Here is a 17,026-nt window from a genome sequence, read left to right on the forward strand (position 1 = left end):
GTTACTTGTATAATTATGTATCATAGAAAATATCCTTTTTTGTACAGATTATACCATAGATTCTAAACAGGTTCTAAAGCCCGAATTAGAATCTGAATATTCATATTATTTTATGGTATATTATGGTACATTTAGTTTAAAAGGGGTATAAACCATGCAGCACGTTACTTTATTACCACTCGATTTACGCTATACAAATGTGATTTTCGAGCTATCAAGTGATCCACATATAAAAAATGCATTAGGGATAACGGTAGAAAACATCGAAGACACAAAAGCATTTCTTCTTTTCGCAATAGAAGAAGAACATCAAAAGAAATCCTTATCGAGAATGATTGTGAATGAAGAGAATGAAATAATTGGCCTCACCACACTTAAACATATTAATGATGAGAAGAAGCAATCTCACATTGGTAGTTGGCTCGGCTATCCGTACTGGGGAAAAGGCTATAACGAGGCTGCTAAAAAAGAAATCTTTAAAATCGCCTTTTTAGACTTACAACTTTCCTACGTATTTGCTGGTGCTAAAACGAATAATACCCGCTCGTTAAAAGCACAAGAAAAACTACCTTATATTTCATTGCATGTGGAAAACAAGTTTCCAGACGAATACGCTGCACTAGAGAAAGAAGTAAAGTCAACTTGCTCTTTGCATGTCGTGTCACGTGAAAATTTTTTAAACTGGTTGAGATTACAGAATGAGGGGGAAAAATATGAAGACATTGAAAATTAGTTTAACCGTTGTAGTAGAATTAGCTCTTATTTATCTTTTTTCCTTATTGGTCGGTTGGTCATTTATAGAGACATTTTTCCTTGGTAGTTTAGGGATATTCGGTACAATTTGGCTCATTGCTTTAAATATAAACCAAAATGCCAACATTGATCACACTATATATAAAACAGGTGAAGTAAAACCTTTTCGTATGACATGGAGCCCTTACACAGTAGGTGCTGCTAGTCTTACAGCTTTCAGTTTTATTGTAACAGCTATTTACTATCTACCCTATTTCCTATAAAAAAAGCACTCGTGAATTATCACGAGTGCTTTTCTACTATGCACGAGAAACGTATTTACCTTCACCAGTGTTGATGATAAGCATTTCGCCTTCGTTAATGAAGATTGGTACTTGTACAACAAGACCAGTTTCTAATGTAGCTGGTTTTGTTACGTTAGAAGCAGTATCACCTTTAATACCAGGCTCTGTTTCTGTAACTTGTAATTCAACTGTGTTTGGAAGTTCAACACCAAGTACTTCGCCTTGGTAAGTCATGATTGCTACTTCCATGTTTTCTTTTAGGAATTTAAGCTCGCGCTCGATTTGTTTTTCACCAAGCTCGATTTGCTCATAAGTTCCGTTATCCATAAATACGTGAGCCTCACCACTTGCGTATAAGTATTGCATACGACGGTTTTCGATGTGTGCTTTTTCTACTTTCTCACCTGCACGGAATGTTTTCTCCTGAACAGATCCTGTGCGAATGTTACGTAGTTTAGAACGAACGAATGCAGCACCTTTACCTGGCTTTACGTGTTGGAAATCAAGTACTTGCCAAAGGGCATTGTCCACTGAAATTGTTAAACCTGTACGAAAATCGTTTACTGAAATCATGTAAAAAAATCCTCCTGTGTATTACAAAATAATAAGTTCTTTTGGTGATTTCGTAATTACTTCATTACCTTCACTTGTCACAATGATATCATCTTCAATACGTACGCCGCCAATACCTGGAATATAAATACCTGGTTCTACTGTTACAGCCATACCGGGTTCAAGTACTGTATCAGAACGGAACGCTAAACCTGGCGCTTCATGGATTTCAAGACCTATTCCATGACCAGTAGAGTGTCCAAAGTATTCACCATATCCTTTTTCCGTTATGTAATCACGCGTTAGCGCATCAGCCTCGCGACCTGTTAAACCAGCTTTAATACCGTTCACACCACGTAGTTGTGCTTCTAAAACGATATTATAAATTTCTTTTAATTTATCAGATGGTTCACCGACTGCAATCGTACGAGTAATATCAGAGCAATATCCTTTGTAATAAGCGCCGAAGTCTAATGTAACGAAATCTCCTGTTTCTATCACTTTTTCAGATGCCACGCCGTGCGGTAATGCCGAACGAAGACCTGAAGCAACGATAATATCAAACGAAGAAGATGTTGCTCCTTGTTTTCTCATGAAAAATTCAAGTTCATTTGACACTTCAATTTCAGATACTCCCGGACGAATGAATGATAGAATATGCTCAAAGGCAGCATCTGCAATCTGTGCAGCTTCCTTTAATATCTTAATCTCTGAATCAGTCTTTATCAAGCGTAACTTTTCTACAAGTCCAGAAGTTGGGATAAATTCAGCATCAATCGCTTCCTTATGCGCTGAATAAGAACTATATGTAAGAGTATCTTGCTCAAAACCAAGCTTTTGAATTCCAAGCTCTTTCACTTGCTTTGCCACTTCATCAATGATTAATCCTGCGTGCTGTACAATCTCATATCCAACCGCTTGTTTACTTGCCTGCTCGACGTAACGGAAATCTGTAATAAATTGCGCACGATCTTTTGAAATAAGAACTACACCTGCTGTTCCTGTGAAGTTAGCCATATATCTACGACTATGTTCATTTGTTAACAAAATACCGTCAATGCCAGCCTCACCAAATGCACTTCGTAATCTTTCAATTTTCTCCATTACTTTATGCCTCCCTCAATTTCTCCATTAATGCAAATAACGCTAACTTATAGCCATAAAAACCAAATCCAACAATTTGTCCTGCACAAACAGCTGCCGTCACAGATTCGTGACGGAACGATTCACGCTGATGAATGTTAGAAATATGTACTTCAATAACAGGAATCGAAATGCTCGCAATGGCATCACGAATCGCATAGCTATAATGCGTAAATGCTCCCGGATTTAAAATGATCCCTTCATATATATCTTCCGCTTCATGAATAATGTCGATAATGGCACCTTCATGATTCGATTGGAAACATTCTAACTCCACTCCCATTGTTTCCGCTTCTTGCTTCATATCTGCTTCAAGTGTCGCTAGCGTGCCCTTTCCATATACATTTACCTCACGAACACCGAGGCGATTTAGGTTAGGACCGTTTACGAGGAGTAACTTTTTCATATTCTTAAAACTCCTTAATATTAAATATCTATACAATATTTTAACATAGGAGTTACTTATTTGAATAGTTCGTCTTCTCTCGCCCTTCTTGTTCTACTTTATTGCTATTTACTGCGTAAGAAACAGAATATGCTATAAACACACCATACAATATAAAAATACATATTGTCGTTACAATTGTCTCTTTTGGTAAATGGAGCGCACTTTTAATAACAGGAGCCATTAAACCCATCCCCAAAAACAGTAATGCCCACCAAAATAATCCATAAATAATTCCCGCAATAATCCCTTCAAACTTCGCAAAAAATGCTTTATACAAAAAGGCAATCAAAATTGAAAGAAGTCCCATACAAACTATTCCTGACACATTCCCCCATACACCTTCCTTCCAACTTCCAAACGCAAATGGTAAAAGGAAATAATTCGGTCCCGCCTCCGTGAATGAAAATATATGAAGGAAATACCATATCCCACCCCAAAAGATTCCACCAAACAAACCGATTTGTACAAAATTCCTTGTTCCTAATTGTTCTTGACTCACATCGACACCTCCGCTCAATAGTATGCCCGAAACTATTTTGAAGCATGTTTAAATCCTGCGAAATTTGTCTATAAAAAGAATAAGAAATGTCCGACTCTCATAACATTTTCCCTTGTCATCTACTTGTATTTGCCGATAAAATAAAGGAAACTCGGTGATTGTCTTATTTCAAAACGACAGAACCCAGTATGACAATTGCCTCTTTTTCTACATAAGAGAGAAACAAATACAGGTTGGTGTTAACATGGCAGAAGAGTCAAAACAAATATATGGCGGGCAAGCGGTCATAGAAGGAGTTATGTTTGGCGGTAGAGAATATACTGTTACAGCGGTTCGTCGTAAAGATAAATCGATTGAATTTTATCGATTACCACGCGTTCGTAATAAAGTATTATCTATCCTAAAAAAAATTCCATTTTTACGAGGTATTGCCGCTATTGTGGATGCAAGTGCGAATGGAGCAAAGCATTTAAACTTCGCTTCAGAACGATTTGACGTCCACCCAGAAGATGATGAACAAATTGCAAATAAAAAAGAAGAACAATCAAAATTAACGATGGTATTAGGAGTTGCAGCTGTTGGCGTTTTATCTTTCATATTCGGTAAAGTCATCTTCACAGCAGTTCCTGCACTATTAGCTGAATTAACGAGACCGATTTTCCCATCTCATACTGGGCAAATCATTGTCGAAAGTGTCATTAAGCTCATGCTATTATTGAGCTATATATACTTTATTTCTTTAACCCCACTTATTAAGCGGGTATTTCAGTATCACGGTGCAGAGCATAAGGTAATCAATGCTTATGAGAATAACCTTCCTCTGACTGTAGAAAACGTTCAAAAGCAAACTCGCCTCCATTATAGATGCGGCAGTAGCTTTATTATATTTACAGTCATTATTGGAATGTTCGTTTATTTCCTAGTACCTACAGATCCTCTTTGGGCACGAGTTATAAACCGAATTTTATTAATTCCAGTTGTACTTGGTATTTCTTTTGAAGTATTGCAATTTACAAATCGATTAAGAGATATTCCCGTATTACGCGTACTTGGATATCCTGGGTTATGGCTACAACTATTAACAACGAAAGAACCAACAGATGACCAAGTGGAAGTAGCAATTGCATCGTTTGAAGAATTATTACGTTTAGAGAACAAACAATAATTATTTAAAAATGGTGTTCAACTCCTTTCCTCATCGTTAATATACTAATTTTAATATACGTTTTTAGGAGGTGTCCCTTATGAACGGTCGTTCGTTTACTTTCGCTATATTTGTGCTTATTATTGGATTGGCAATATTCGGCCTTGTTTCATCTGTTATTACAAATCCCATGGGTGTATTAAGAAATATCGGGTACATGTTACTTGTTGTCGGTATCTTTTACTTGCTATACAAGATGTTTACAAATTCCAGTGGTTCCGCAAATTCGCAAAGCTCATATAAGCGTGCGGCAAAACAATCGAACCGCAAACATGGGAAACAAAATGTAGCACCCCTAGGCAATTCTTTCTTTAAGTCAAATACTTCTAATGACAAAAGTAAAAAAGGGAATTCTTCCACTTTGAAACGAAAAAGAAAACAGTCTCATTTAACTGTCATTGAAGGCAAAAAAAGTAAAAAGAAAGACCGTGCTTCCTTTTAGGAAATACGGTCTTTTTTTATACTTTGAAGCACTTCTTTTAAACTTTTCTCTCTCATACTTTCAATTCGAAGATGATGATTTTTAAATGGTAAATTCCGTGTCACATCATTAGGTACAACAACGCACGTTAATCCCGCTGCAACTGCTGCTCTCAATCCATTTAATGAATCTTCAAATACAACAGCTTCAGATGGCTTAATTCCTAATTCTTCTATTGCAACTCGATAAAGAGCTGGATCTGGTTTTACCTTCTCAACATCTTCTCTCGTTTTAATTACTTCAAAATATTCTCGAATCTGTAGCTCTTCTAAAAAATGAATAACCCATTCTCTAGACGAACTAGAAGCTAGTGCGATTTTTAATCCCATTTCTTTCGCTTCTTCTAAATATTCTTTTACCCCGTCACGAGCTTCTGGTATTTTCATTTTCTCTTTATGTAAAGTTGCCACTTTTTCTTTTAATACACTTTTGTTAAACTTCTCTTTTAATTGATCATTTAAATATGCATAAAGTACCTCATCTGTTGTTCCAATGCATTTCTCAAATTCCTCTAAAGGTAGTTCCCCGCCGTATTCACGAACAGCATCTCTGAAAGAGTGAAACCATATCGTTTCTGTGTCCACAATTAATCCATCAAAATCAAAAATAATTGCTTTCATAATTCTCCCATCCTTTTCGAATTGAAATAAAAAAGGAAACGCCATCCGTTCCCCTTAATTACTTTTCTCTTCATTTGCTTTTTGAACACCACGAAGTGTTTCCACTCGAACCTCATCTTGTTCAAAGTATTGTACTAAATCACCGATACGGTCAATTGATTCCCAACTTAAATGATGTTCAATTCCTTCTACATCATTATAAATTTTACTTTCATCCACACCGATAATGCGCATAAACTGTTCTAACAATTCATGTCGATATACGAGACGTTCCCCGATTTTTTTACCTTTTGATGTTAATACAAGCCCTCTATATTTTTCATAAATTAGATATTCGTCTTTGTCTAATTTTTGTACCATTTTTGTTACAGAGGATGGATGTACACTAAGCGCTTCAGCAATATCAGATACACGGGCATAACCCTTTTCATCAATCAACAAATAAATTTGTTCAATATAATCTTCCATACTAGGGGTAGGCATCGGTTTCCTCCATCCAATTTCATTTTGCTTATTCCGTACGAAGCAATCAATAAAATGATACACCAGAAAGAATAACGTGACAAGGTGGAAACGAGCCTAAATCTGCAAAAGTGAAAAGAACCTGTATTCAAATACAAGTTCCTTTCATGTAAAATATTGAATTTCTGCGTCAGGAAAAAAGTGATGAATATATCCTCGAATCGTTTCCTCCAATACTTCTGCTTCATCTTTTTTATATACATATTTCCCAATTCCATATCGTCCCCATTTATACTTTCGCTTCTCTTCATCCATTTCAAGCTTCGTATTTGGATAACGCTCTTGAATAACCTTTTTCGCTGGTTTCGTAAAACGATGCTGAATTAATTCAAACGTTAAATTTGGTATCGTCATATCTTTCAGCGCATTGTACAGTCGCTCAAATAGTTCACGATATCCTTCTTCCCATCCTTCATGCATATAAAGTGGCGCGACTATAAAACCAAGTGGATAACCTGCACCTGCTACTTTACGTGCCGCCTCAATTCGCTCCTCAAATGGCGATGTCCCTGGTTCAAAATTTTTAATTACATATCGTGAATTTATACTAAACCTGAAACGAGTTTTCCCATTATGCTTTGCATCTAATAAATGATCAACGTGCGAATATTTCGTGACGAAACGTAAGCGCCCATATTCACTTTCTCCAATAAATTCAATCGCCCGCTTTAATGCATGTGTTAAATGATCAATCCCAACAATGTCTGATGTACACGCTGCTTCAAATCTTGTTATTTCAGGTGCCCTTTCATCCATATATTGCTTTGCCTTCTCAAATATTTCATCAAGATTGACATACACACGAACGTAAGGCTTACTCCCAAGTGTTGTTTGCAAATAACAATAATGACAATGTCCCATACACCCTGTTGCGAGCGGAATTGCATATTCAGCTGACGGTTTTGACGTATCAAACTTTAGCGTCTTCCTTACTCCAACGACAAGCGTAGCCTTTGCATTACGATACTTTTGCAAATCATTTTCTCCTGGCAAATTTCTAATTTGATTATGTGATGTCGTTTCACGAATTTCTAATCCCATCTTCGTAAACTTCTCATAAAGCTCTTTTCCAAGCGGATATTCAAGTGCCTTTGGTTCAAAGTAAACGAGTTTTGGCATAAATGGTTTCATGTGCTTCCCTCCCTCTCGTTAGTATGGGAAACGTTGAAAAGTTAACACGCATTAAAGTTTTCCACTTCAGTAACTTGCGTTGCAAGTTACTGAATGTTATAATTTGGATAACAGCTACCTTGCAACGCAAGTTACCTGAGTAAAAGGTGGTGAAATCATGCACAGCCAAATGTTAAAAGGTGTGCTCGAAGGTTGCATCCTATACATCATTTCACAAGAAGAAGTGTACGGATATGAACTGAGCACAAAATTAAATAAACACGGATTTACATTCGTAAGCGAAGGAAGCATATATCCGTTATTGTTACGTATGCAAAAAGAAAAATTGATTGAAGGAACATTAAAAGCCTCCTCACTCGGTCCAAAACGAAAATATTATCACGTAACCGATAAAGGATTAGAGCAGCTTGAAGAATTTAAACAAAGCTGGGGAATGGTTTCAACTACGGTAAATAACTTATTACAGGGGGAGTGATAGGGATGAATGCACAAGACATGATTGAATTGAATAATAAAAAACGTGAGCTTCTAACACCTGAAAATGAAGTTGCTTATAGCGATATGTTAGTTTATCTTCGTTTATCTAACGTGCCAGAGCAACAAGTAGAAGAACTATTACTAGAAATATTAGACCATCTCATCGAAGCACAAACAGAAAATAAAAATGCTTATGACATTTTTGGTGATGACTTACAATCTTATTGTGATGAACTCATATCGGCTTTGCCGGTTCAAACAATGTTAGAAAAAACTTCTTTAATCGGCTTTGTTATTAGCTTACTTCTCGCTATACAGTTTGGAATGGACACCATTGCTTCTCTTTTCATTTTCTTTTTTGAAAAGAACACCGAAATAATAAGTCCACCTTTTAGTATCCTTGGAACTACTTCGTCTGTTTCAATAATTATACTAGGTATACTATTTATTTTATATTTATTAAAGCGGTACTCCTTTGATCAGAAAATAAATTGGAAAAGAAGAATTCTATTTGGATTCGCATTTGCTATCCCGTTTTGTTCCGCTATATTCTTAAATATTTATTTTAAAAAACAACCTTATCTCATTTATCATCTAACCTTTTGGCAAAATGCCTTAATCGCTATCCTATTTTATGCTTTATATAAATTCTTATATAAAAAATCAAATTTTTAACAGCCCTTCAAAAGGCTGTTTTTTCTTCTGTCTAATTTTACAAATTGAAAAATTTCATAAAGAAAATAAGAAAAATGCAAAATAATTAAAGTTAATTGTTGACGTGATGCTTTTATTATCGGTATCATAAATCTTCGTGAGCAATTATTTTTCGTTATACGATTTTTTTATTATTACTGAATTTTTGAGAGGAGAAATTAGATGTCAGTTAAGAAGAAAACGCAAGTACGCACCGGCAAAATGGTACGTGAACTAATGTTAGCAGACGAAGATGTAAATGCTTCGCTAATTATGGTATATAGTGAAAACGGTGTAAACGCAGAAATTAAAATCGAGGGCTTAACGCCGAAATGTAACGAAGAATTATTTTTGAGCGGAAACGTGGATTGGAACAAGAGTGTTATTTATAAAATTGTTGATTTCACTGGAAACGCTGAAGTTGGTAAAGTTACATTAACAGCGATGAACAAAAACAATGTTTCTCTAGAAATTGAACGCGTTATGTGGAGTAAAGAAAATAAAGAAGCTGCCGAGCAAGAAGAAACACAGGTAGAAGCAGCACCAAAAAAAGAAGTAGTTGTAGAAGCTCCAAAAGCAATTACACCTGCTCCTAAGCCTGTTACGCGTGTGGAAACACCTGCTATGGCACCTAAACCTACTCCGGTACCGAAGCCAGTAAGCGTAGAAGCAGCTGTAGAACTAGCTACTCCAGCGCCTGTAAAAAAAGCAGTCCCTACTCCAGTTACAAAGCAAGAGACAGCACCGGTTGCTCCTGCAAAACCGAAGCAGCCTGCTTTGACTGAAACAAATTCAAAACTACAAGAAAATTATGTTAAACTCGTGAAAAAGACAATTGAAGTTTGTCAAGATTACGAGCTTGGCATCGACATAGATGATTCTATTGAAAGCTTAAAAGAAGAACTACAAAGCCAAGGTATTAGCGTTACATTTGACAAAGAAATTATGGACGTTGTAAGTCGCCTTCGTTCTTTACAAGATAAAGGAATCAAAGTAGAAAAAGTACTTAATTTACTATAAAAAAATAAGAGGTGGCAATTGCCATCTCTTATTTTTTATAATTCCACTCATTACTTTCATACTTTTCTTTCGCTAACGTTTGAACTTCATGTAACTGTTCTTCTGTTAATTCATATGGAACAAGTTCTACATCCAATCCTTTTTCAAAACCAACTTCAAACGCTTTAATTAACTGTTCTATCGTAAATGTACGGTCTGTTAATTCATTAATTGCTACTGCTTTAGAAGAGAACATACTCTTCATACGTTCCTTCACACGTTCATTTGGGAATAAAAATAGATCATATAGTTCATCTAAATCAATTTCTAATGGAATCGATCCATGCTGTAAAATAACACCTTTTTGACGTGTTTGAGCACTACCAGCAATTTTTCTTCCTTCCACTACAATTTCATACCAAGATGGTGCATCAAAACATACACCTGAACGTGGATTTTTCAAATTTTCACGATCTGCTTCTGTTTTTGGAACTGCATAATATGCTTCTAACCCTAATGCCTTAAAACCATCTAATAAGCCTTGCGAAATAACACGATATGCTTCTGTAACTGTTTTCGGCATATTCGGATGATCTTCAGACACAATAACACTATACGTTAACTCTTTGTCATGTAGTACACCCCTGCCGCCTGTTTGACGACGAACGAATCCATATTTCTTTTCGTTAACTACATCCATATTAATATCTTTCTCAACACGTTGAAAATATCCAACTGTTAATGTTGGTACTTCCCATTCATAAAAACGAATTGTTGGTGGCATTTTCTTTTCACTTTGCCAATTTAACAAACATTCATCTAACGCCATATTAAATGCCGGTGAACATTGACCAGAGTTAATATAACACCATTTTTCTTTTCCCATCCTGCACCTCATATAACCAATTATTTTTCACATTCTCTAGTCTACCAAATTCGACAAAATTTGTGAAAGAATACGAAATTTCTTCTTATATGCAAATGAATCTGTTGCATAAATACATATGGGCATTATAATATTGAAAGTAGGATAAGAAAAAAGGGAGCGATAGAATCGTGTCAACAACTTGGATTATTTTATTAGCCGTAATCGTAGCATTTATCGGCTACACTGTATGGATGTACTTCTATCAGAAAAAATTAATTAAAACTCTTACAGAAGAAGAATTTCGCGCTGGCTACCGTAAAGCACAGCTTATCGATATTCGTGAAGCAGACGAATATAACGCAGGGCATATTTTAGGTGCACGTAACATTCCGTTATCACAAATTCGCCTTCGCCATAAAGAACTTCGTCAAGATCAACCTGTTTACTTATATTGCCAAAGCGGATTCCGTACAGGTCGTGCAGCGCAATACTTAAAAAAACAAGGCTACAAAGATTTCTACCAATTACAAGGTGGATTTAAATCTTGGACAGGCAAAATTAAAAAGAAATAATAACATACAAAAAACTAGCTGAATAAATCAGCTAGTTTTTTCATTTCATCTTATTCGCAATGTATAATAAATTCTGCTTGATTACCTTTTCATCGTTCTCTTCTACATTCCGATACAGCAGCTGATATTCAATTCCTTTCTCTTTCCATATAAGCGTAGCAAATTCGTCACCACGTTCATAATCATCTTTATTTTTAAAATAAGCAGACGTTCCATTATTCAGTTTCATTTGTTCTTGAAATCGCTTCTCTTCCATAAGATCCGGAAAACTATAAGGAAAGTTCGCGACATTTAACTCAATATACTCATTTCTACCTGGCTCCTTCTGTTTATATTTAATCGTTAAGACAGCGTTCTTTTTCCCAAGCGTTCTTACTTCACCCTTCACATCACTTGTAATGTCGTACGGTAAAAACGTTGGAACTTTAAACTTCACCGGAAAATATTTTGGAAGTTCCTTTAGCGGAATAGGATCCGTAACACGATCCATAGCTCCTCCTGTTGTTCCCACAAAGTGTTTTTCTTCTTGCATCGTTTGCTGAAACGAACACGAACTAAGTACAAAACTAGAAAACACGAAACAAATGATTCTTTTTTTCAATTTGTTTCCGCCCTTTCATACCGCTCTCTTAACGAACGAAGCGTTGATATGCTCTTCATATTCGCTTTGTCATCAAACTCCACCTTTGAAAACTTTCTACGTTATTCTCACACATTTTGACAACACTTTTTGCAAACAAAAAAGACCCCCTATCATTCTTACGCCCAAGTGAAAAGGTTACGCGAATAAAAAGAAGTCTTATTAATACCATAGTTTGTGAAAAGCTTTTCAGGTCAAGATTTTTTCTTTCTTATTATTTTCCCTTTATAATAAGTGAAAGAGGTGATACATATGGCCAATATAAAACAAATTGCTAAAACTGCTGGTGTATCGATATCAACTGTTTCTCGTGTCCTGAATAATCACCCTTACGTAAAAGAAGAAAAGCGTAAGCGTGTTCTAGATGCTGTTGAAGAATTAAACTACGCAAAAAATATAAATGCTGTCCATTTAATAAGAGGGAAAACATATACAATTGGCGTTATGCTTCCTTTCATTAACCTCCCCTACTTCAGTACCATTATTGAAGGAATCGGTAACGAAGCATTATTAGCTGGATATCACATTAATTTATGCCAAACAAATTACGATAGCCTTGAAGAAATTCGTGTTCTTGAAATGATGAAAATGAAACAATTTGATGGGATGATTATTTGCTCCCGAACGAGCTCTTGGGAACAAATCGAACCTTTCGCAAAATTTGCCCCTATTATTTCATGTGAAAAAATGAAGCACCCCCTCATTTCATCCATCTACGTAGATCATTATGAAGGTTTCCGTCTCGGTACTGCCTATTTACTAAGTAAAGGCCATGAAAAAATCGGAATTTGTTTAGCAAGAAAAACAAGTGTAAATTCCATGGAGCGCGAAAAAGCGTTCGCCGATACCCTTCGTAACGAAGGGAAAACGTTGCATCCTGAATGGATTTTCCACCAATGCTATACAATGCAGGACAGAGCACAAATACTCCATCGTATTTTAAATATGAAAAATCGTCCAACTGCTATTTTTACAGCGAACGATCAAGTTGCAGCTGGTTTATTAACAGAGGCTCGAAAACATGGCATTCGAGTACCTGAAGACCTTGCTATCCTTGGATTTGATAATCATGAAATTTCAAAGGCATTAGAAATTTCCACAATTGAACATCCCGGTCTCGCAATGGGCTCACATGCTTTTTCTTTATTCCATAAGCAGATCCAAAGCGAGCAAATTGTCAGCAGTGCAAAAGAACTTTCATTCCATTTAATTGAGCGAGAGACTGTCTAAAAAGAGCGTTACCTATAACGCTCTTTTTCAGCTCTTCACCTATTGACATTATATTTTTCATCTCATATAATGGACCTAACGAACGGTAGGTAGGGGATGAAAATGACAGCAAACCGCATTAAAGCTGTAGCACTTTCTCATTTCGCACGCTACGGCTATGAAGGAACTTCATTGGCAAATATTGCTCAAGAAGTTGGGATTAAAAAACCATCGATTTACGCACACTTTAAAGGAAAAGAAGAGCTATATTTCATATGCTTAGAATCTGCTCTCCAAAAAGATTTGCAGAGCTTCACAGGCGATATTGAAAGCTTTTCCAATTCGTCTACTGAAGAATTGCTTTTAAAATTATTAAAAGGCTATGCAAAACGCTTTGGTGAAAGTGAAGAATCAATGTTTTGGTTACGAACTTCTTATTTTCCGCCTGATGCATTTCGCGAACAAATTATTAATAAAGCAAATGTACACATTGAAAACGTCGGAAAACTTTTATTCCCTGTATTTAAAAGAGCAAGCGAACAAGATGAGCTGCATAACATTGAAGTAAAAGACGCCTTAGAGGCTTTTCTATGCTTACTCGACGGTCTTATGGTTGAACTACTATACGCAGGTTTAAATCGTTTTGAGACACGTTTAGACGCTTCTTGGAAAGTATTTTGGCGCGGACTTTCAAACTGACGGATTGCCCCTTTGCAATGCGTCGTTTTTAAGCCCTTTACCTAACGACTGGTAGGAAGGAGAAATGACATATGGCATGGATTTATGTAATCATCGCTGGTATTATTGAAATCTTTTGGGTGATTGGACTAAAAAAAGCAGAGGCACCACTTGAATGGGCTGGTGTTGCTCTATTAATTACAATTAGTTTCGTCTTATTATTTAGAGCTTATAAAGATTTACCTGTCGGCACTGTATACGCAGTCTTTACAGGAATTGGAGCTGGTGGAATTGTTCTTACAGAGATTTTCATCTTCGGAGAACCTTTCTCTATCGTAAAAGTTTTATTAATCGGTTTAATCTTCTTCGGAGTAATTGGTTTAAAACGAGTAACAGAAGAAAAAGAAGCGAAGGAGGCCGCATAAAATGGCTTGGGTATTTTTAATTCTAGCTGGTATTTGTGAAATTATTGGTGTACTCTTTATGAAAGTAGCCACTGAAAAGAAAGGCTGGGCACCAAAAGTTATTTTAATCGCTAACTTCGGCGTAAGCTTCTTCTTCTTATCTCTTGCGATGAACACATTACCGATGGGAACTGCTTACGCAATTTGGACTGGAATCGGAACTGCTGGAAGTGCACTTCTAGGCATTCTCATTTTCCGAGAATCAGCGGATTGGCGTCGTCTTGCTTTCTTAAGCTGCATTCTATGCGGCGCTGTTGGCTTAAAACTATTAAGCTAACGTGAGGTGAATGTCATGTGGAAAGAAAAAGGAAAGAAAATATTAGCATGGATCACACTTGGTATCGTCATTCTATTACAAATAAGTTTTCATATAATAGAATGGTTGTTTCATAAAGTAGTATCCATTCTTACCTTCCTTCCTAGCATGGCACTTGAAATTGCATCTATTGCTTGGTCAATTATTGCCTCCATTGCAATCGTCATTATATGGAGTATCGCCAAGCTATGGAATAAGTTATTTAAAAAGGACAGTACTTCTGAAAAAGAGTAACTGTCCTTTTTTGTATTCATTCAGATTTTCTATAAAAGTTAGATGCAATAAGACAAAGAAGACCAACTATGACAATACTTATACCAATTCCTTTATGCAAATTAGGAAACGGTGATGGTATGTCTGAATAAAAACTTGCTAATATGAGACCGATTGAAACAAAAAGTACCCCTATTCTATATAACCATTTTCTTTTGTTCATCATTCTCCCCTCCTAAAATTTTTCATACACTCCTTTCTTTTGGACATACTACCTAAAAAAGGAGTGAATAATATGCAAAATTCTATACATAAGCAAATCCTATTTTTATTTTTCCTATTTCTTATTCTCATCATCGTTTTCAGCTTTATATTACATACTCCGAAAGATGTACCAAATAGCGTTTCTTTTTATAAACTACTGCTCTCGTATTGTCGTTATTGAAGAAGGTGCCTTTTTTAAGGCACCTTTTAAAATTCTCTTTTTTCACATATTTTTACTGAAACGAAGATAGATGCTATGAACATGCATATTGAACCAATGAATAACAAAATGATGAATAAATTTTCCGTATCTGTTAAGCCCATATAAAAGAAAACAGGATACAGTATGTACCAAATTAAAAATTTCCATTGAATGATGAAATCTTTTAAAATTAGTTGCTTGATCATGTATTACACCTCCTAATATGAAAATGTCCCTTCTATAACTCTGCCTCCTGAAACATTTTCATTGAGAGGAACATTGATACGAATATACTCACTAATACTCCGATACCAAGAACACCCATTGCTTGTGTAGCCTCTTGAGAGTGAAGTACTTTTAACATAATTGTTTTATCACCAAAAATATTGCACATAAGACCAATCATACCCATTAAAGGAAAAAGCATAATTAAATTCAAGGCAGTAATAGCTTTATATCCCCCAATGTAATTAGCAGGTATCGTTACAACACAATAGATTAAAGTTGCTACTATTGCTGAAAATACTGCATATCCAGGCATAACTATATCTCTATTCAATAGAATATTCCCTAATATTATGACTATAAAAGTTGTACTCAAACCAGCCATAATAAATAATGAACTTGCAATATATTTAGCTATAACTATCTCTGTTCTCGTTATAGGCAAACTCACTAATATTTTTTCTGTTTTACTTTTCTCTTCATAATAAAAAGAAATATATATGATCGTACTGCATGTTATAAATAATCCTATTGCAATCCCCATGGGTTGGACTGGATTCCTAAAAACAGAGAAAATAGGTATTAAAAAATATAAAAGAAACATCTTCTTCTGCAAGAAAAACTCCTTCAAAATCAATTGTTGCATATAAATTCTCCTCTCTATAAATCACGTGCTCCGTATATTTTAATTGTAAGAAACATAGAAGCGATATAAATACTAACTAATGTAATGAATCCAACTATAAATACACCAAGATGTAATGGATTCACAATCCAATCAATGAATGATGTCGTAGCGCTTTCTCCGTCACCCATAAACATTCCAATAATAACACCTATCCCAGCGGCTCCACCTGTAAATATTCCACGTACTACTTTTGATTTTGTCCCATAATAACTCGGGAATAATGCTGTAATATAAACTAAAGAATATACAGCACCTCTGACTACTACATACCAAGGAATTTCAATATACAAATTTGGATGATACACTCCAATATCACCAATGACGGCGATACCTCTTATAAGAAAAACAACTAGCATAGTAGAAATCATGCCACCTACAATGAATATTACACCCGAAATATATTTAGCAATAATGATATCCTTTCGTCCAACAGGTAAACTATTTATAATAACATCACTTTTATTTTTTTCATCCATCGCTATTAATATCATAGAAGATGATATCGTTATGAGTAAGCAACTCATCGGAAATAACAATTCACCATCTGGATCTAATCCAAAGAAAACAAGGGGCATAATAAAATACACTAACCACATAACCCGAAAAAAGAACAAATCTTTATAGATTAGCTGACGCATAAGCACCTCTCCCTTTCGCAGTGTAAACGATGATATCGTCTAATGTAGGCTTTTCTATTACAACCTCATTTCCAAACCAATCGATAATTGCTTGTTTATCCTTCGCTAAACCTTCAAAACCAAATTTATTTTTTCGTAATCCAACAAATAGTTCTTTTCCTTCTCCATCTAAGAACCTGTTTAAAATCTTTTTAATAAAATCGCTACACCTGCCAATAAGCAACTCTGTCTGCTATTTTCAAG

The 17,026-nt window shown here is 35.6% G+C and carries 25 protein-coding genes and 2 pseudogenes; 13 read left to right on the forward strand and 14 right to left on the reverse strand.

What is annotated here, in order from left to right:
- The first annotated feature begins 154 nt into the window (after positions 1-154).
- Together ACQRBL_RS20880 and ACQRBL_RS20885 are read left to right on the forward strand one after the other, a co-directional pair.
- On the forward strand, positions 155-733 hold the full coding sequence (locus tag ACQRBL_RS20880) for a GNAT family N-acetyltransferase (RefSeq protein WP_023522996.1): 579 nt from the start codon (positions 155-157) through the stop codon (positions 731-733).
- Positions 714-1,016: a hypothetical protein gene (locus ACQRBL_RS20885; RefSeq protein ID WP_000854112.1), complete on the forward strand. Its 303-nt coding sequence runs from the start codon at positions 714-716 to the stop codon at positions 1,014-1,016. Before ACQRBL_RS20880 ends, ACQRBL_RS20885 begins: the two co-directional genes overlap by 20 nt.
- Positions 1,017-1,052: 36 nt before the next feature.
- On the opposite strand, the gene efp is transcribed toward ACQRBL_RS20885, so the two are convergent.
- Genes efp through ACQRBL_RS20905 form a run of 4 tightly spaced genes read right to left on the reverse strand, consistent with a single transcriptional unit; the run spans position 1,053 to position 3,679 of the window.
- Positions 1,053-1,610, reverse strand: coding sequence for an elongation factor P (efp, locus tag ACQRBL_RS20890; RefSeq protein ID WP_000626513.1), 558 nt, complete (start codon positions 1,608-1,610; stop codon positions 1,053-1,055).
- Between the two features lie 21 nt (positions 1,611-1,631).
- A complete protein-coding gene (pepQ, locus tag ACQRBL_RS20895) occupies positions 1,632-2,693 on the reverse strand; it encodes a Xaa-Pro dipeptidase (RefSeq protein ID WP_000411057.1) in 1,062 nt (353 codons plus the stop codon).
- Between the two features lie 4 nt (positions 2,694-2,697).
- A complete protein-coding gene (gene aroQ, locus ACQRBL_RS20900) occupies positions 2,698-3,138 on the reverse strand; it encodes a type II 3-dehydroquinate dehydratase (protein WP_000735140.1) in 441 nt (146 codons plus the stop codon).
- 52 nt (positions 3,139-3,190) lie between these two features.
- Positions 3,191-3,679, reverse strand: a complete 489-nt coding sequence (locus tag ACQRBL_RS20905; RefSeq protein ID WP_000076886.1) for a YqhR family membrane protein — start codon at positions 3,677-3,679, stop codon at positions 3,191-3,193.
- A 244-nt stretch (positions 3,680-3,923) separates the two neighbouring features.
- Between ACQRBL_RS20905 and ACQRBL_RS20910 the strand changes: the two genes are divergently transcribed.
- Positions 3,924-4,844, forward strand: a complete 921-nt coding sequence (locus ACQRBL_RS20910) for a DUF1385 domain-containing protein (protein ID WP_000807120.1) — start codon at positions 3,924-3,926, stop codon at positions 4,842-4,844.
- 79 nt (positions 4,845-4,923) lie between these two features.
- Complete coding sequence (locus ACQRBL_RS20915) at positions 4,924-5,325, forward strand: SA1362 family protein (protein WP_001014463.1); 402 nt, start codon at positions 4,924-4,926, stop codon at positions 5,323-5,325.
- Here ACQRBL_RS20915 and ACQRBL_RS20920 read toward each other — a convergent pair.
- The 3 genes from ACQRBL_RS20920 to splB form a co-directional block, all read right to left on the reverse strand.
- On the reverse strand, positions 5,322-5,984 hold the full coding sequence (locus ACQRBL_RS20920; protein ID WP_023523000.1) for an HAD family hydrolase: 663 nt from the start codon (positions 5,982-5,984) through the stop codon (positions 5,322-5,324). The two genes, ACQRBL_RS20915 and ACQRBL_RS20920, sit on opposite strands and share 4 nt — an antisense overlap.
- 54 nt (positions 5,985-6,038) lie before the next feature.
- Positions 6,039-6,467, reverse strand: a complete 429-nt coding sequence (gene mntR / locus ACQRBL_RS20925) for a transcriptional regulator MntR (protein ID WP_001143080.1) — start codon at positions 6,465-6,467, stop codon at positions 6,039-6,041.
- 144 nt (positions 6,468-6,611) lie between these two features.
- Positions 6,612-7,637, reverse strand: coding sequence for a spore photoproduct lyase (gene splB / locus ACQRBL_RS20930; RefSeq protein ID WP_000802109.1), 1,026 nt, complete (start codon positions 7,635-7,637; stop codon positions 6,612-6,614).
- A 157-nt stretch (positions 7,638-7,794) separates the two neighbouring features.
- Here splB and ACQRBL_RS20935 point away from each other — a divergent pair, with 157 nt between their 5' ends.
- From ACQRBL_RS20935 to ACQRBL_RS20945, 3 genes are all read left to right on the forward strand, one after another.
- Positions 7,795-8,112, forward strand: a complete 318-nt coding sequence (locus ACQRBL_RS20935) for a PadR family transcriptional regulator (protein WP_000556083.1) — start codon at positions 7,795-7,797, stop codon at positions 8,110-8,112.
- 5 nt (positions 8,113-8,117) lie between these two features.
- Entirely contained in the window at positions 8,118-8,789 is a 672-nt protein-coding gene (locus tag ACQRBL_RS20940; protein WP_023523002.1) for a DUF1129 family protein, read from the forward strand.
- A 201-nt stretch (positions 8,790-8,990) separates the two neighbouring features.
- The gene (locus ACQRBL_RS20945; RefSeq protein WP_000111894.1) at positions 8,991-9,827 is read left to right on the forward strand and encodes a hypothetical protein; all 837 of its coding nucleotides are present in this window, start codon (positions 8,991-8,993) and stop codon (positions 9,825-9,827) included.
- 28 nt (positions 9,828-9,855) lie between these two features.
- Here the strand turns inward: ACQRBL_RS20945 and ACQRBL_RS20950 are convergent, their stop codons facing one another.
- Entirely contained in the window at positions 9,856-10,692 is an 837-nt protein-coding gene (locus ACQRBL_RS20950) for a lipoate--protein ligase family protein (protein ID WP_000514081.1), read from the reverse strand.
- 170 nt (positions 10,693-10,862) lie between these two features.
- Here ACQRBL_RS20950 and ACQRBL_RS20955 point away from each other — a divergent pair, with 170 nt between their 5' ends.
- The gene (locus ACQRBL_RS20955) at positions 10,863-11,246 is read left to right on the forward strand and encodes a rhodanese-like domain-containing protein (protein ID WP_000108653.1); all 384 of its coding nucleotides are present in this window, start codon (positions 10,863-10,865) and stop codon (positions 11,244-11,246) included.
- 40 nt (positions 11,247-11,286) lie between these two features.
- Here ACQRBL_RS20955 and ACQRBL_RS20960 read toward each other — a convergent pair whose 3' ends face one another.
- Positions 11,287-11,823, reverse strand: coding sequence for a hypothetical protein (locus tag ACQRBL_RS20960; protein WP_033695179.1), 537 nt, complete (start codon positions 11,821-11,823; stop codon positions 11,287-11,289).
- A gap of 315 nt (positions 11,824-12,138) precedes the next feature.
- Between ACQRBL_RS20960 and ACQRBL_RS20965 the strand changes: the two genes are divergently transcribed.
- From ACQRBL_RS20965 to ACQRBL_RS20985, 5 genes are all read left to right on the forward strand, one after another.
- Positions 12,139-13,116, forward strand: coding sequence for a LacI family DNA-binding transcriptional regulator (locus tag ACQRBL_RS20965; protein ID WP_411995623.1), 978 nt, complete (start codon positions 12,139-12,141; stop codon positions 13,114-13,116).
- Between the two features lie 96 nt (positions 13,117-13,212).
- Positions 13,213-13,794 carry a TetR/AcrR family transcriptional regulator gene (locus ACQRBL_RS20970; protein ID WP_002005730.1) on the forward strand — a complete coding sequence of 194 codons (582 nt, stop codon included), beginning with the start codon at positions 13,213-13,215 and terminating at the stop codon, positions 13,792-13,794.
- A 71-nt stretch (positions 13,795-13,865) separates the two neighbouring features.
- Positions 13,866-14,198: a DMT family transporter gene (locus ACQRBL_RS20975; RefSeq protein WP_000312339.1), complete on the forward strand. Its 333-nt coding sequence runs from the start codon at positions 13,866-13,868 to the stop codon at positions 14,196-14,198.
- 1 nt (position 14,199) lies between these two features.
- A complete protein-coding gene (locus ACQRBL_RS20980) occupies positions 14,200-14,514 on the forward strand; it encodes a DMT family transporter (RefSeq protein ID WP_000312623.1) in 315 nt (104 codons plus the stop codon).
- Positions 14,515-14,529: 15 nt separating this feature from the next.
- Positions 14,530-14,787: a DUF3975 family protein gene (locus ACQRBL_RS20985; protein ID WP_000265371.1), complete on the forward strand. Its 258-nt coding sequence runs from the start codon at positions 14,530-14,532 to the stop codon at positions 14,785-14,787.
- 16 nt (positions 14,788-14,803) lie between these two features.
- Here the strand turns inward: ACQRBL_RS20985 and ACQRBL_RS20990 are convergent, their stop codons facing one another.
- From ACQRBL_RS20990 to ACQRBL_RS21010, 5 genes and pseudogenes are all read right to left on the reverse strand, one after another.
- Positions 14,804-14,992: a hypothetical protein gene (locus tag ACQRBL_RS20990; RefSeq protein WP_003271658.1), complete on the reverse strand. Its 189-nt coding sequence runs from the start codon at positions 14,990-14,992 to the stop codon at positions 14,804-14,806.
- 314 nt (positions 14,993-15,306) lie between these two features.
- Positions 15,307-15,438 (reverse strand): annotated as a pseudogene (locus tag ACQRBL_RS20995) (ABC-2 transporter permease); the annotation flags it as partial.
- A 32-nt stretch (positions 15,439-15,470) separates the two neighbouring features.
- Positions 15,471-16,103, reverse strand: a complete 633-nt coding sequence (locus ACQRBL_RS21000) for an ABC-2 transporter permease (protein ID WP_023523007.1) — start codon at positions 16,101-16,103, stop codon at positions 15,471-15,473.
- 14 nt (positions 16,104-16,117) lie between these two features.
- The gene (locus ACQRBL_RS21005; RefSeq protein ID WP_411995624.1) at positions 16,118-16,783 is read right to left on the reverse strand and encodes an ABC-2 transporter permease; all 666 of its coding nucleotides are present in this window, start codon (positions 16,781-16,783) and stop codon (positions 16,118-16,120) included.
- Positions 16,764-16,964 (reverse strand): annotated as a pseudogene (locus ACQRBL_RS21010) (sodium ABC transporter ATP-binding protein); the annotation flags it as partial. The gene ACQRBL_RS21005 and the pseudogene ACQRBL_RS21010, both read right to left, overlap by 20 nt.
- Positions 16,965-17,026 lie beyond the last annotated feature (62 nt).

The sequence above is a fragment of the Bacillus sp. AF62 genome (genome assembly GCF_050312695.1).
Lineage (GTDB): Bacteria > Bacillota > Bacilli > Bacillales > Bacillaceae_G > Bacillus_A > Bacillus_A cereus.

Coding starts and splice junctions, on each gene's coding strand:
- ACQRBL_RS20990 (WP_003271658.1), bottom strand. CDS start 14,992: ATGATGAACAAAAGAAAATGGTTATATAGAATAGGGGTACTTTTTGTT.
- mntR (WP_001143080.1), bottom strand. CDS start 6,467: ATGCCTACCCCTAGTATGGAAGATTATATTGAACAAATTTATTTGTTG.
- aroQ (WP_000735140.1), bottom strand. CDS start 3,138: ATGAAAAAGTTACTCCTCGTAAACGGTCCTAACCTAAATCGCCTCGGT.
- ACQRBL_RS21000 (WP_023523007.1), bottom strand. CDS start 16,103: ATGCAACAATTGATTTTGAAGGAGTTTTTCTTGCAGAAGAAGATGTTT.
- ACQRBL_RS20935 (WP_000556083.1), top strand. CDS start 7,795: ATGCACAGCCAAATGTTAAAAGGTGTGCTCGAAGGTTGCATCCTATAC.
- ACQRBL_RS20970 (WP_002005730.1), top strand. CDS start 13,213: ATGAAAATGACAGCAAACCGCATTAAAGCTGTAGCACTTTCTCATTTC.
- ACQRBL_RS20940 (WP_023523002.1), top strand. CDS start 8,118: ATGAATGCACAAGACATGATTGAATTGAATAATAAAAAACGTGAGCTT.
- ACQRBL_RS20880 (WP_023522996.1), top strand. CDS start 155: ATGCAGCACGTTACTTTATTACCACTCGATTTACGCTATACAAATGTG.
- ACQRBL_RS20920 (WP_023523000.1), bottom strand. CDS start 5,984: ATGAAAGCAATTATTTTTGATTTTGATGGATTAATTGTGGACACAGAA.
- ACQRBL_RS20945 (WP_000111894.1), top strand. CDS start 8,991: ATGTCAGTTAAGAAGAAAACGCAAGTACGCACCGGCAAAATGGTACGT.
- ACQRBL_RS20965 (WP_411995623.1), top strand. CDS start 12,139: ATGGCCAATATAAAACAAATTGCTAAAACTGCTGGTGTATCGATATCA.
- ACQRBL_RS20980 (WP_000312623.1), top strand. CDS start 14,200: ATGGCTTGGGTATTTTTAATTCTAGCTGGTATTTGTGAAATTATTGGT.
- ACQRBL_RS20985 (WP_000265371.1), top strand. CDS start 14,530: ATGTGGAAAGAAAAAGGAAAGAAAATATTAGCATGGATCACACTTGGT.
- ACQRBL_RS20915 (WP_001014463.1), top strand. CDS start 4,924: ATGAACGGTCGTTCGTTTACTTTCGCTATATTTGTGCTTATTATTGGA.
- efp (WP_000626513.1), bottom strand. CDS start 1,610: ATGATTTCAGTAAACGATTTTCGTACAGGTTTAACAATTTCAGTGGAC.
- ACQRBL_RS20975 (WP_000312339.1), top strand. CDS start 13,866: ATGGCATGGATTTATGTAATCATCGCTGGTATTATTGAAATCTTTTGG.
- ACQRBL_RS21005 (WP_411995624.1), bottom strand. CDS start 16,783: ATGCGTCAGCTAATCTATAAAGATTTGTTCTTTTTTCGGGTTATGTGG.
- pepQ (WP_000411057.1), bottom strand. CDS start 2,693: ATGGAGAAAATTGAAAGATTACGAAGTGCATTTGGTGAGGCTGGCATT.
- ACQRBL_RS20950 (WP_000514081.1), bottom strand. CDS start 10,692: ATGGGAAAAGAAAAATGGTGTTATATTAACTCTGGTCAATGTTCACCG.
- splB (WP_000802109.1), bottom strand. CDS start 7,637: ATGAAACCATTTATGCCAAAACTCGTTTACTTTGAACCAAAGGCACTT.
- ACQRBL_RS20885 (WP_000854112.1), top strand. CDS start 714: ATGAAGACATTGAAAATTAGTTTAACCGTTGTAGTAGAATTAGCTCTT.
- ACQRBL_RS20910 (WP_000807120.1), top strand. CDS start 3,924: ATGGCAGAAGAGTCAAAACAAATATATGGCGGGCAAGCGGTCATAGAA.